Genomic DNA, 12,663 nt, shown 5'->3' on the forward strand with positions numbered 1-12,663 from the left:
GCGTCGAGGCCGGTGAGAAGAGGTTTGGGTCCGCGTGACAACTGGATGGAGGGTGCCTACAGCAACGTGTGTGCCACGCCTCCACGCGGGAATTCGCCAGTCGCAACGCATACTTGGGCGATGCGAGCGCATGACGGTGGACGGAAGCCCGTAAGCGTTACAGGCCTGGAGCCGTTCCGCCGGGCGAGTGAGGGTGTAGAAAGTGCGCCTCTATCCTCAAATGGCCTCCTGGGGCCCCGATTGTCGTGGGATGACCGGCCGGGGCTGGGTGGGGAGGGGGGTGGATTCCTCCCTTCGTCCCAACCGGTAATAAGAAGGCTGCGCATCCTCAGCGCGACGTGCGCATCCGCCCCGCCGCACGGCAGGCGGGAGGGCAAGGGCTCGAGGGGCGGCGTGGGTGATTCAGGAGGCGCGAGCGCTGGGGGCCCGCTGCTTCTGGGCGTCCACGGCCTGCTTCAGGTCCTTCAACATCCGGGCGGCCTCGCCGGGTTCCAGCGGGCGCTGGCCGAAGCGGGCCTCGAGGTAGCGGCGCGTGAGCGGTGACACCGTGGGCGCCAGCGGATGCGCCTCCCGGGTGAGCCGTGCGGACACGTCCTCGAGCGTCTCGCCGTCCCGCGGGCGCAGGCCTACCACCGCGAGCTGGCGCTCCACCGCGTCCACGAAGCGCGTGGCCTCCTGGGCTCGAGTCCGGGGCTTGCGCCTCGAGAGGTACTTCCACGTCCAGTACACGGCCGCTCCCACCAGCGCCGCCGTCAGCCAGGCACGCAGCGGGGGCAGCTGGCGGCGCTCCTTGTCCGGAGTGCTCGGCGGCCGTGACAGCTCGCGCATGAAGTCCATCTGGTCGCGGAACGAGTAGTCGACCACGGACGCGCGCCAGGCCGACTCGATGGCCTCGTAGATGGAGACGAGCGACTCCAGCAGTTGCATCGACTGGTTGGCGCGGAACGCCGGGGGCGTGGCGTCCACCGTGACGAAGCCGCGTCCGGGCACCAGCACGTGCGTCCAGGCGTGGGCGTCTCCGGCCCGGACGATGTACTCGTCTCCCACCCGCTCGCCGCCGAAGAAGCCCGTGGCCAGCCGGGACTCGAAGCCCTGGGTGCGCAGCATCAGCGTGAGCGCCGTGGCGAAGTGCTCGCAGTGGCCCGCCTTGCGATCGAAGAGGAAATCCCCCAGGGGATCCGCCACGTCTCCGCTCAGCTCGAGCGTGTACTGGTATTCGCGCTGCAGCCAGCTCGCGAGCTTGTTGGCCGCGGTCAGGGGATCCTTCTCGTCGCCGACCACCTGGTGGGCCAGCTCCTCCACGCGCGGATCCAGGTTGTCCGGCAGCGCCAGGAGCTGATCGGCCTCCCGCTGATCCATCTTGCCCGGATCGGTGTCCGTGCCCGGCGGCACGCTGTACACCTCGTAGGAATAGCCGAGCCCCTCCTCCACGAAGCGCAGCTCGTCGCCGCCCAGCTCCTTCAACTGGGTGCGCTTGTCGCCCGTGGGCGTGTGCGCCAGCGCGTTGCCCAGCTTCGCGGGCGTCTCCAGGGCGATCAGCGTCCGGCTGCCGTAGGCGGGCAGCAGATCAATGCGCTGGTACACCTGCTTCTCCGCGCCCGGGCGCAGCGTCACGCGCGTGCGGCTGCGCTTGCTGGGCGCGCCGATCGTCGACCACTCCATGCCGTCGAAGGTGTCGTAGGTGCGGCCCAGCCAGTAGGAGCCGAGCTGCTCGATGCCCGGGTCGGGCGTCAGCTTCGCCCTCAGCACCACGCGGGGGTTGCTCTTGAGGGTGCCCGAGCCGCCCAGGCGCACGGTGTCGGAGAAGCCGCTGGTGGCCGTGCCGAGCCCCGGTGAGGCGCGGCGTACGCCCAGGTTCCAGTTGAGGCGCGGGAAGAGGATGAAGAAGGCCACCGCGCCGATCATCGCGATGAGGGTGCCCATCGCCAGCGGGCGCATCACCTGGCGTACGGGCACCGGCTCGCCGAGGGGCACCGCCGCCTCCACCACCGCCAGTCCCAGCGAGAGGCTCGCCATCACCGCGAAGGCCAGCAGGCACACCGCGAAGAGCAGCTCACCGGAGAGCGCCGCGCCACCGGCGATCATCAACAGGCCGGCCAGCAACACCTGCCCGTCCGTGGCGGGGCTGGTCTCCGACAGCAGCCGCTGCGAGGCGACGAGGCCCGCGAAGGAGCACGCGGCCACCACCAGATCCATCTGCCCCGCGGCCACCGCCAGGTAGAGCGCGCCCGCCAGGGGCAGCAGCAGGACCGCCGTCAGCCGGGGCGCGCGGGCGAAGGGGCGCCGGTCCATCAGCGCCAGGATCAGCGCCAGTCCGACGAGCCCGAGCGCCCAGACGGGCACCTGGCCGGACACCGCCATGGAGGCGAAGGCCGCCCCCGTGCCCAGATCCCTCAGCATGAGCCGCAGCCGGAGGGGCCGGTTCATGCCGCCTCCTCGCGCGACTCCTCGAAGCCCAGCCACGCCAGTGCCCGGAGGATGGTGCGCTCCTGTCCGTTGCCCGCGCCCGGACGCAGCCGCTGGCCGGGCAGCTCCAGCCCCACCTCGTGGCCGGCCTCGAGCAACCGGTGGGCCTGCTCCGCCACCTCCTCGCAGCGCCGCTCCAGCGCGTCACCCGAGAGGGAGGACTGCACATCGAGGATGTACGTGCGGCGCTCCTCGCGCTCGCGCTCCACCTTGAGGAGCTTGCCCACCGAGGCGCTCTTCAACCAGTGCACACGCCGGGCGTCCTCGTGCTCGCCGAGCTCGCGCAGGCCCGCCACGTCTCCGGTACCGTCCTGCCGGTGGGGGTTGTTGGCCTCGCCCACGTGCCCCACGGCCGCGTTGCCGGGCTCCGCGCACGCGAAGCCTCGCCGCGGGTAGACGAGCAGGGTGCCCTCGAGCCGGAAGACGCGCGTCTTGGCGAAGAGGCCCAGCGGCCAGGTGGTGGTGACGCGCACGCCCGAGAGCTTCACCGGACCACGCCGGGGCGCCGTGAGATCGGCCCGCACCACGTGCTCCACTCCGGCCGGCAGGTAGCCCACGCCGCCCTCGCCGGTGAGGGGCGAGTCCACCTCGGACAGGGTGAGGGCGAAGGCGTGGCCCTTGCGGCGCGTGAGGCTCCAGCGGAAGGCGAAGGGCTCTCCCGCGAACGCGCCGTCCGCGCCAACGCGCCGCACGGACAAGTCGCGCAGACAGCGCTCGGACAGCACACCGGAGAGGACGATGACGCTCAGGAGCAGTCCGAGCACCAGGTAGAGGAGGTTGTTGCCGGTGTTGAGCGCGCCCAGGCCCACGCCGAACGTCACCACGAGGTAGGTGCGTCCCATGCGCGTCACCTTGAGGGTGCGCGGTGGACGGAGGGCGGCGAGCAGGCGCCGCCACGGCGAGGGAGGGGGTGCTTTCACCGGGGCGCCGGGACCTTCCGGGCGACCTCCTCGAGGAGGTGGGCCGCCTCGTCACGGGTGTAGGCACCCTGGGTGGCGCTGCGCAGCAGGAGCCGGTGGGCCAGGCACGGCCCGAGCACCGCGCGCACGTCGCCGGGCGTCACGAAGTCGCGCGCCTCCCAGAGGGCGTGGGCGCGGGCGGCCATGCCCAGCGCGAGCACCGCACGGGTGGAGGCGCCGCGCTCGATGTCGCCGTGGGCGCGCGTGGCCTGGGCCAGCCGCACCACGTAGTCGGCCACGGTGTCGTCCAGGCGCTGCGCGGCCACCTGCGCGCGCAGCTCGCTCAGCTCCTCGGGCGAGCTCGCCGCCGCCAGCGCGTCCACGGGAGAGGAGGCGTCTCGCGTGGTGAGCAGACGGGCTTCCACCTCGGGCGAGGGGTGGCCCAGCGACAGGCGCATGAGGAAACGGTCCAACTGCGAGTCCGGCAGGGGATAGGTGCCAGAGAAGTCCACCGGGTTCTGCGTGGCCACCACGGTGAAGGGACGGGGCAGGACGTGGGTAGCGCCGTCGAGGGACACCTGGCCCTGGGCCATGGCCTCGAGCAGCGCGGACTGGGTGCGAGGCGGGGCGCGGTTGAGCTCGTCGGCCAGCACGAGCTGGCGGAAGAGCGGGCCGGGCCGGAAGGTGAAGGTGGCCGTCTGGGCGTGGAATACCTGGGCGCCGAGGATGTCGGCCGGCATCAGGTCCGCGGTGAACTGGATGCGGGAGGAGGAGAGGGCGAAGGAGCGGGCGAGTGCTTCGACCAGCGTGGTCTTTCCCACCCCGGGGACGTCTTCCAGCAACAGGTGCCCGCCGGCAACCACACAGGTGACGGCGAGGCGGACCTCCTTGTCCTTGCCCTGCACCGCGAGGGAGAGGTTCGCGGCCACGCGCTCCAGCGTGGCCCGAGCGCCGGTGGGAGAGGGAAGGGGACTGACAGCTCTGGCAGGGGCGTTCATCTGGGCCGGCACTCTACTCGCAGCCGTGCCGCCCCAGAACCCCTTGGGTTGGAGATTGCTCACGGAAGCAGGCAGGGAGGCGGGGGACTTCCGTGTCGACGCGGAGCAGCAGGCACGTGCACGTCGATGCGAGCGTCATCCACTTCACAGGTCGGCTTGCTTGGAGACGTCTCCGTGCGGTGTGGGTTTTTGTAGGATTGGGCGTCAGTGAGTCTGCGGTTGCGTGTGGAGACGCACTTGTAGACAGCTACGAGTGAGTGTCAGGTCAGCCACCATCATCATTCCGTGAGCCCTACCGCGCCGGAGCCGGTCAGACCCGTAGGGTACCCCACGGGGATGGCAACCCATCAGGGTGCCAGGACCCGGAGGAATCCTCATGAGGCTGGGATGGATGGCAGTGCTGGCGGTGCTGCTCGCCGGCTGTGGCACCACCGCGCGAATGGTGCGACTGGACACGGGGCAGGGCAAGCCTCGGGTCCATACGCCACGCGGCGACCAGGAGCCGGTGAAGCTACGAGAGGAGGAGTTCAAGCATTCGCTGGCGGAGGTGGCCCGGGATGTGAGGCCCAGCTCGCAGCCCCAGCGCTTCGCCCGGTCGCTGATGTTCGAGTCCTGGCAGGAGGAGGTGTATCTGGAGTGGACGGGCCGGAGCCTGATGCCCTCCTCCCCGGAAGCCCTGCGGCTGCTCCCGGAGCGGGACGAGTTCACGCACTGCTACGAGCGCTGGTGCGAGCGCAAGGGGCGTTTCAGGGACTGCCTTTCACTGCTGAAGGGCACTCCGACGCTCGATGCGGATGGCCGATACACGCTGGCGATGGCCATTGCCACGGACGCGGTATGGAACGAGACGAAGGATGCGTTCGCGGAGATGGCGGACCCGGAGGAGGTGCGGGCGACAATCGTCTCGTCGATGGCCATGTACATGATGCTCTGGCTGCTGCCCGAGCCAGTGAGCAAGGGCCTGGCTGCATCGTTGACGGCCTATCTCATCGCCTACCTGGGGGTCGATACGGTGTGGGGCCTGATCGGCGGCTGGATACAGCTGGTGGGAGAGGTGAACCGGGCCACGACCTTCGAGCAGGTGCGGGAGGCGGGAGAGCGGTACAGCAAGGTGATGGGGAGGCACGCGGCGCGGGCCTTCGTGCTGCTGGCGACAGCGGCCATCGGCAGCACGACCGGGCTCGGACCGAAGGGGCCGGGACTGCCCGGCTACGCGCGGGCGGCGGCGCTGGCGGAGACGCAGGGCGGCTTCCGGTTGGCGGCGGTGGGCGAGGTGCGGTCGGTGGCCGTATCCGCGGAAGGCGCCTTCACGATCGCCCTGGCTCCGGGCGCGGTCGCCATGGCGGCCCAGGGCAGCAGTGGGGGCTCTAGCGCCAAGGGCAGTCTCACAGGGCGCCCTACCCCCATCAATCCCGGAGAGAGTCCGGAAAACATCAAGGCCATTCAACGGGAGAATGAGTCCGCCAGAAGACTTGCGGACAACGGCTACCATGTGGAGCAGAACCCTCCGCCCAAGCCAAATGGAAAGGAACCCGATTATAAGATCAACGGGAAATACTTCGATTGCTACGCGCCCACCAGCCCAAGCCCGCGCAACATTGCCTCTAACATACATCGTCAGAAGGTGCTGAGTGGACAGACGAGTAGAATCGTCCTGAATCTCGATGACACCAGCGTCACGCTCGATGCGATGAAGAATCAGCTTACGAGTTGGCCGATCCCTGGTTTGGAAGAAGTCCTTGGTATCAAGGGGGAAAATGTCGTTTCTCTCCTTCCATGAGAAGAATCCAGGCCAAACGTGTTGGGCAATCCTGCCAAATGACCTGATGAGGAGCTACATGGCCATCACCTACAGTCTCGAACTGGCAACAGACATGACATCCGCCCAGGCTTTACGTCTCATAGCGGAGCACTTTGGCTTCAAATGGAGTGACGACAATCACCTGAGCGGCCCCTCTGTGTCGATCAGTGCCATCGAGATGACCGGGAGCTGGCGTGAGATCATGGAGGAAGGATTCCATTTCAGCCCCGAACTGTCGGTGGGGTTCCGGATCTCGAACCTCGGTAATCACGAGGAAGGTACTCGGTTCATGCTACGTGCGACGATGCTCCTGTTGGATCGCAGTCGAGATGGTGTCCTGCTGTGCAACGGAGAGCGCATCATCTTGCAGAGACTCGGAGGGCAACTGGTACTGAACGAGGACGAGGGGTGCTGGACGGATGGCTTCCGGTTGGAGAATGAGATCCAACTTCCCCATGAGAAGCGGTCCCTGCCGTCACCGCTGCTGTAGCTCTCCAAACTGGAACGATCCACGGCTACCCAGCGGAGTGAAACGGTGACCATCATTTTCTTGATTCAATCAAGCAGCCCTCGCTCCCTCCGCATTCACGACCCCAGTGACGAGAGCTTGTCTGATGCGATCCAGACGGTATTCCCCATGAACACGGAGTGGGCGTTCATGGTGTGGGACGGGGTGTACATACCACTTGGCTATAAATACGATATCAGTCTGTTGACTGACGATGTCATTTGGCTTCTCGAAGAGATGGCTCTCAGCAAACAAGGCACTCGTACGATCCACTGGTCGTCAAACACCTTCTCGGCCATTTGGCATACATCTTGGGATGAAGAAGTCGTCAAGGTGGATGCTCAGTGGAATTGTGTTTTGGGTGGAGTGCGCCCACTGCTGGGGTCCAGTATTTCGATTGAGAAACAAGCATTCGTATCGGAGTGGAAAAGCCTCCTCGTGGTCGTGGAGAAGGCCCTCGATACAGCTGGGTATACAGAGAGCCAACTGCCCGCGCTCGCGCATCTCAGGAAGGCAATTGATATGACGCCAGGCAATGGGGCGCTCTATCGATAGGTCCTGCATGCCGAGGGAGAGGCCCTGGCCGCCGGCCGGAGAGTGGACGTGGGCGGAGTCGCCCGCCAGGAAGCTCCGGCCCACGCGCATCGACGCGGATATTCGGTGTCGCCAGGGCATCTCCAGGCGAGGTGTCCTTTCCCTCCAATGCTCAGCGAACCTGGACGGTGAAGGTCTCCCACTGCCCCACCGAGGTTTGGTTGGCGATCAGGGGACCGTTCCCAGAATTACTGGCGGAGACGTACAGCCCGTTGACCTGGGCGCGAAGGGCGATGTTCCCGTTGCCCGCGTCGACCTCGGTGAAGGTCTCCCACGGACCGACCGCGGTGCGGTTGGCGATCAGCGAGCTGCTCCCTCCATTCTCGGCGCAGACATACAGCCCGTTGACCTGGGCGACGAGGGAGATGTTCCCGTTGCCCGCATCCACCACCGTGAAGGTCTCCCACCCGCCGGCCGCGGGGCGGTTGGCGATCAGCGGGTTGCTCCCAGCGTTCTCGGCGCAGACGTACATCCCATTGCCCACGGCCTGGAGGGACACATTCATGCCAGGGATCAGCTTGCGGGGGGCGCTGTCCGGCCAACTGTTCCCGGTGACACTGGCCGTGAAGCCGTTTGAAAAGTTGAGGAACGGGTACCTTCCAGATTTGAGGCCGCTCACGGTATTGCCACGGATCGTCGCGGACCCGGTGGGGGCTGGGTAGAAAGGCGGTGAAATGACAACTCCATCCAGCCCCGGAGAAGTGATCGTATTGTTCTCGAAGAGGATATTGGAGCTCGTCGAGAAGCCGACTGCGTTGTACAGGGAGTTGATCACGGTATTCCCACTGACGGTGACGTTCGCGACCGTTCCCACGTTCTGGCCGTCACCCCCATTGCCAATGTGCAGGGCCGGCTGCTGCTGGACAAAGCCATTGCCGCCGCTGCGCACGACGACGTTCCCTGTCACTGTTCCGGAGAGGAGATCCGACCCGTTCACGCCGAATTTCATCACGCCCAGGCCGACGTACCTCGCCGTATCACTCATGTAGTTGTCCTTCACCAGGTGGCCGCTGCCACCGTAGATCCCTATCCCTTTCCCTCCCCACGGAGCGATCGAGGTGTTGTTGATCAGGGTGGCGTTGGACATCGGCGTGTAGTGCTGACTCCCGTTGTAGTCGACCGAGTTGATGGCGATCGCGTCGTCACCCGTGCCGCGGACGAAGTTGTTCCTGCCGGTGAGGTTGTTGCCGACGGTCCCATTGAGGCTGACATTGTTGAGGTTGAACCCATCGGCCCAGATGCTCGTGAGCCGGCAATTCTGCACCGTTCCGCCGGTACCCGAGGCCCAGAACCCGGACATCGTATGTTGGGTCCAGATGCTGTCCGCCAGCCAGTTGGTGCCCGTTGTATCCATGCCACCGCCGCAGCCGTCGACGACGGCCCTGCTGGGGGCATTCGCATCAAGGGCGAAGTCTCTCACGGTGGTGGACGTGAGATTGAAGATGGCACCCAGGGGGTTCGCATTGGGAAGCGGCATGTTGCGATAGATCGTGCTGTACCACATGCCCGCGCCCTGGATGGTGATTCCCGTTGCGTTGATCCCGCCCGTTGTCCTGACATAGAAGGTGCCCGGCGGAATCCAGACACTCTTCCCCTGAGACTGGGCGGCGTTGATGCAATTCTGGATGGCGAAGGTATTGTCGACGTTGCTGTCGTTGGCAACGGCACCGTAACTGGTGATGGAGAGCGAATTGGCGGGCTGGGTGAGGGGCGGAGGCGGATCTTCCACATCAATGACGTCGATGTAGTAGAACGACGCGATGTTCGCTGGGTCTTTCTGAAGGCTGATCGTCGCCCCCGGCGGAACGGGCGCACCCGTGATGAAGGTGTGCATGTCGTCGAAGAAGACGCGTGGATAGCCGTCCGCGGGGTTCTGGTTGTTGCCTTGATAGTTGTTGTTGCCCTCATAGAGCCAGGTCTGCTTCGAGCTCAGATTGAGGGTTTGGCGAAACACCCCATTGACATACAGATTCAGCGTGGCGGTGATTCCTCCGCCGTTCGGCGCGTCCGGAATGCATGCGCGCACATTGAACGCGGTGATATTCTTGCCAGTGTTGTTCACCCACTGGACATATTGCCCGTTTCCCGTGAGCCGGACATAGGCATGGCCCGATGCCTCCAACTCCGGACTCGAATACTGCGTCGTTGGCGGAGACGTCAGGGAGACGATGGCAGCACCACCCCCCACCGTTCCGGTCTCGGCCTCATAGCTGACAAAGGGCGTGGTCGCGCCAGCGGCATGCGCCCTGTTCTCAATGCACAGGAATGCGGTTGCGATCACCAGGAGGCAATGAACCCGCGCCAATGCCTTCATGGATGCCTTGATTTTCATTCGCCAAATCTCCCTGGAAGTATCGAATAAAATGATTTCCATGGAAATATGGTTTACGCAAGTGAAATCAGGATCCCCGCCTGGAGGCATTTACAGCCGGGGTGAGAAGTTCTGGCCCCGGTTTATGGGACCGGAGGCCGTTGCGGGGACGTCACCGCGCTGTCGTGATGGCCGGCAGTTCACCACACCCTGGCCGGCACTACGCGGAGGACACGAGCGGCAGCTCCACCGTGAACGTCGTCTCGACGCCGGGCGTGCTCTCCACCCGGATGTCCCCTCCATGGGCCCGGATGATCTGCCGGGTGATGAAGAGCCCCAGCCCCAGCCCTCCGTAGTGCCGCTCCGAGACGGCTCGCTCGAAGCGCTCGAAGATGCGGGACTGGTGCTCGTGTGGAATGCCGATTCCCTCGTCCCTCACGTGCAGCACGGCCTTGTCCCCCCGGGTCTCGATGCGAAGGCTCACGGGCCTGCCGGGGCTGTACTTGAGCGCGTTGTCCACGAGGTTCACCAACACCTGTTCCAACCTCAGCCGGTCCCATTGGCCCATCACCGGCCGCGGGGCATGCAGCTCCAACGGGCAGCCCGCCGTCGCCGCCTGGAGCTCGAACCGGGACACCACTTCCTGGGCGAGCGCTGCCAGGTCCATCTCCTCGAGTCTCGGCTGGAGCCGGCCCTCGGCGATCCGGGACACGTCGAGCAGGTCTTCCACCAGCTGCACCAGCCGTTGGATCTGCCGGCGCCCGGCCTCGGCGCTGCGGGTGACGAGCTGGGTGAAGGGGGTGTCCGGTTGAGCGCTCGCCGCCCGCTGGAGGCCGTGGAGCAGGAGGTTGAGCGGGGTGAGGGGGGTGCGCAGCTCATGGCTGGCCACGGAGAGGAACTCATCCCGCATCCGGATGGACTGCTGGAGCTGGAGCTCGCCCTGCTTGCGCTGGTGGATGTCGGTGATGGCGCCGAACCACTCCCGAGGGCTGCCATCGGGTTGGTGGAGCAGGACGGCGCGCGACTGGACGTAGCGGTAGGTGCCGTCCGCGCGGTGCAGCCGGAACTCCACCTCGTAGTTGTGCCTGTGTGTGATGGCGAGGTTCCAGGCCTCGATCGTCTTGCCCCGGTCCTCGGGATGGAGGGCCTCCAGCCAGCCCTCGGGCGCGAGCCATCGCTCGAGCGTCTGGCCCGTGTACGTCCGCCACGAGGGGGAATCCTCCACCACCCCTCCCTTCGCATCGGTGGACCAGAGGATGACGGAGCTGGCCTCCACCAGGGTGCGCAGCCGCTCCTCGCTGCGGCGCAGCTCTTCCGCCAGCACCTCCAGCTTCTGGCGGGCCAGCACCTTCTCCGTCACCTTGAAGATGAACACCGCGATGCCATCGATCTCCCCGGCGGCGTCGCGCGTCGGTTGAACGATGATGTCGAGATACTCCTGTCGCATGGAGCCGTCGGGCTGCCGGAAGTGCGCGGGCCCCTCCTTGGCGACAAAGGTCTCGCCCGTGCTGTAGACCTGATCCAGGACGGAGATGAAGCCCTGTTCCTCGGCCCTCGAGAGCGCTTCCCGGACGGGCTTTCCCATCACCTCCCTGGTGCCGATCAGCTCGGTGTTGAGCGGATTGGAGAAGATGTAGACATGTTGGGGGCCCTGGAGCAGGGCGATGCCGGCCGGAGCCTCGGTGAAGAGCTGGTGCAGGCGGCGGCGCTCGGCCTCCGTCTCGGCCCTCGCGCTCTCCACCTCCCTCGAGAGCTGCTGCCGCCGGACCTCGTCACGCTTGCGGTCGGTGATGTCCTCGTGGACGCAGATGTAGTGCTGCCGTCCCCCGAGCTCCATGGCCGTCAGCCGGACGTAGAGGTTGAGGAGGGTGCCATCCTTCCGGGGGTAGAGGATCTCCCCCGCCCATTTCCCCTGGGTCTTCAAGTGCGTCAGGAGCTCCTGGACGACCCGGACGCGCTCTTGGGGCGGGTAGGCGTTCTGGAAGGTCATGCGCGTGCCGGTCAGCTCGCCGCGCTCGTACCCGAACATCTGGTCCCACGCCGGGTTGGTATAGAGGAGGGTTCCCTGGTCATCGACGAGGCAAACCCCCTCGGACATGCTCTCGAGGATGCGGCTGTTGAGCCGGAGCGTCTCGTCGGCCCTCTTCTGGTCGGTGATGTCGACCGCGAAGGCGTAGATGAGGTCGCCGCTCGCGTAGATGCGATGGGAGAACCAGCGATCCGAGTTGGCGTAGTAGGTGTCGAACTGAGCGGGCTCTCCGGTCAACGCCGCCCGCTGGAAGGCGTGTTGGAGGGGCGTGTCCACCATGGCCGGGAGCTGTTCCCAGAAGATGCGGCCGAGGAGCTCGCCGAGAGGTTGGCCAAGCAGCTGAACGGCGGCGGGATTGAGGTACAGGAGCCGCCCATCCCGTGTGCAGATGCAGATGGCTTCCGGGAGCTGATCGTAGAAACGGGTATCCAACCCGGAAAGCGACGGGCCTTCCGCCTCCGGAGCGGGGGATCCTGGAGGCGGATGGGGAGCATCTGGAGGCCACGAGGGGCTCAAGGACATCTCCTCGAATCACCCCTGAGTGTTGGCCTCGGCGCGTCTCCTGGCGCTCCCCCCTCTAGTAGGAAGCCTGTGTCCCGATGAGGCATCCCGCCGGATGAGCGGAGGGGTATGGGAGGATCGGGCGATCCTCCCGCCCACCCTCGCGCTCAGGCCAGCACTTCTTCCGGCGTGTAGTACGCGCGCGGCGGCGTGACGCTGCCCGTGCTCAGCCCGAAGTAGCGGAACATCCGCTCGTGGTGGCCAGCCAGTCCCCGGAACTGGACCTTGCGATCCTCCAGCCCGTGGGTGAGCACCGCCACCGCGGAGTCCCGGAACTCGCGCAGGTGCGTGAAGTCCACCACCACTTCCCTCGAACCCAGTTCCTCCAGCGAGCTGCGCAGCAGCATCGCGGTACGACCATCCAGCGTGCCCATGAGACGCAGGGTCAACTGCCCCGCGAGTTCTTCCCGTTGAATCTCCAGCCCCGCCATGGTTCGTCTCTCTCCATCGAAGCCGTATGCGTCCACTCGGAACCGGGGTGTGTCGGGTAGGCCCG

Annotated in this window: 9 protein-coding genes and 1 pseudogene; 3 read left to right on the top strand and 7 right to left on the bottom strand. The window is 66.2% G+C overall.

Annotation, left to right across the window (positions count from 1 at the left end):
- Positions 1 to 402: 402 nt before the first annotated feature.
- The 3 genes from DAT35_RS01730 to DAT35_RS01740 are packed head-to-tail and all read right to left on the bottom strand — an operon-like array spanning position 403 to position 4,363.
- On the bottom strand, positions 403 to 2,427 hold the full coding sequence (locus DAT35_RS01730; RefSeq protein ID WP_199242770.1) for a DUF3488 and transglutaminase-like domain-containing protein: 2,025 nt from the start codon (positions 2,425 to 2,427) through the stop codon (positions 403 to 405).
- Positions 2,424 to 3,386 carry a DUF58 domain-containing protein gene (locus DAT35_RS01735; RefSeq protein ID WP_108065109.1) on the bottom strand — a complete coding sequence of 321 codons (963 nt, stop codon included), beginning with the start codon at positions 3,384 to 3,386 and terminating at the stop codon, positions 2,424 to 2,426. Before DAT35_RS01735 ends, DAT35_RS01730 begins: the two co-directional genes overlap by 4 nt.
- Positions 3,383 to 4,363: a MoxR family ATPase gene (locus DAT35_RS01740; protein ID WP_108065110.1), complete on the bottom strand. Its 981-nt coding sequence runs from the start codon at positions 4,361 to 4,363 to the stop codon at positions 3,383 to 3,385. Before DAT35_RS01740 ends, DAT35_RS01735 begins: the two co-directional genes overlap by 4 nt.
- Positions 4,364 to 4,739: 376 nt before the next feature.
- Between DAT35_RS01740 and DAT35_RS62050 the strand changes: the two genes are divergently transcribed.
- Genes DAT35_RS62050 through DAT35_RS59765 form a run of 3 tightly spaced genes read left to right on the top strand, consistent with a single transcriptional unit; the run spans position 4,740 to position 7,227 of the window.
- A complete protein-coding gene (locus DAT35_RS62050) occupies positions 4,740 to 6,143 on the top strand; it encodes a hypothetical protein (RefSeq protein WP_108065111.1) in 1,404 nt (467 codons plus the stop codon).
- 58 nt (positions 6,144 to 6,201) lie between these two features.
- Positions 6,202 to 6,654, top strand: a complete 453-nt coding sequence (locus DAT35_RS01750; RefSeq protein WP_108065112.1) for a SitI3 family protein — start codon at positions 6,202 to 6,204, stop codon at positions 6,652 to 6,654.
- Between the two features lie 45 nt (positions 6,655 to 6,699).
- On the top strand, positions 6,700 to 7,227 hold the full coding sequence (locus DAT35_RS59765) for a hypothetical protein (protein ID WP_199242809.1): 528 nt from the start codon (positions 6,700 to 6,702) through the stop codon (positions 7,225 to 7,227).
- Here DAT35_RS59765 and DAT35_RS01755 read toward each other — a convergent pair.
- From DAT35_RS01755 to DAT35_RS01770, 4 genes and pseudogenes are all read right to left on the bottom strand, one after another.
- A pseudogene (locus DAT35_RS01755) lies at positions 7,228 to 7,332 on the bottom strand (FAD-dependent monooxygenase); the annotation flags it as partial.
- A gap of 46 nt (positions 7,333 to 7,378) precedes the next feature.
- Positions 7,379 to 9,598 carry a right-handed parallel beta-helix repeat-containing protein gene (locus DAT35_RS01760; RefSeq protein ID WP_108065113.1) on the bottom strand — a complete coding sequence of 740 codons (2,220 nt, stop codon included), beginning with the start codon at positions 9,596 to 9,598 and terminating at the stop codon, positions 7,379 to 7,381.
- 199 nt (positions 9,599 to 9,797) lie between these two features.
- On the bottom strand, positions 9,798 to 12,122 hold the full coding sequence (locus DAT35_RS01765; protein ID WP_158501506.1) for a PAS domain S-box protein: 2,325 nt from the start codon (positions 12,120 to 12,122) through the stop codon (positions 9,798 to 9,800).
- Positions 12,123 to 12,274: 152 nt separating this feature from the next.
- The gene (locus DAT35_RS01770) at positions 12,275 to 12,598 is read right to left on the bottom strand and encodes an STAS domain-containing protein (protein WP_108065115.1); all 324 of its coding nucleotides are present in this window, start codon (positions 12,596 to 12,598) and stop codon (positions 12,275 to 12,277) included.
- Positions 12,599 to 12,663: the final 65 nt, after the last annotated feature.

It is taken from the genome of Vitiosangium sp. GDMCC 1.1324, assembly GCF_003044305.1.
GTDB lineage: Bacteria > Myxococcota > Myxococcia > Myxococcales > Myxococcaceae > Archangium.

Coding starts and splice junctions, on each gene's coding strand:
- DAT35_RS01730 (WP_199242770.1), bottom strand. CDS start 2,427: ATGAACCGGCCCCTCCGGCTGCGGCTCATGCTGAGGGATCTGGGCACG.
- DAT35_RS01740 (WP_108065110.1), bottom strand. CDS start 4,363: ATGAACGCCCCTGCCAGAGCTGTCAGTCCCCTTCCCTCTCCCACCGGC.
- DAT35_RS62050 (WP_108065111.1), top strand. CDS start 4,740: ATGAGGCTGGGATGGATGGCAGTGCTGGCGGTGCTGCTCGCCGGCTGT.
- DAT35_RS01750 (WP_108065112.1), top strand. CDS start 6,202: ATGGCCATCACCTACAGTCTCGAACTGGCAACAGACATGACATCCGCC.
- DAT35_RS01760 (WP_108065113.1), bottom strand. CDS start 9,598: ATGAAAATCAAGGCATCCATGAAGGCATTGGCGCGGGTTCATTGCCTC.
- DAT35_RS01770 (WP_108065115.1), bottom strand. CDS start 12,598: ATGGCGGGGCTGGAGATTCAACGGGAAGAACTCGCGGGGCAGTTGACC.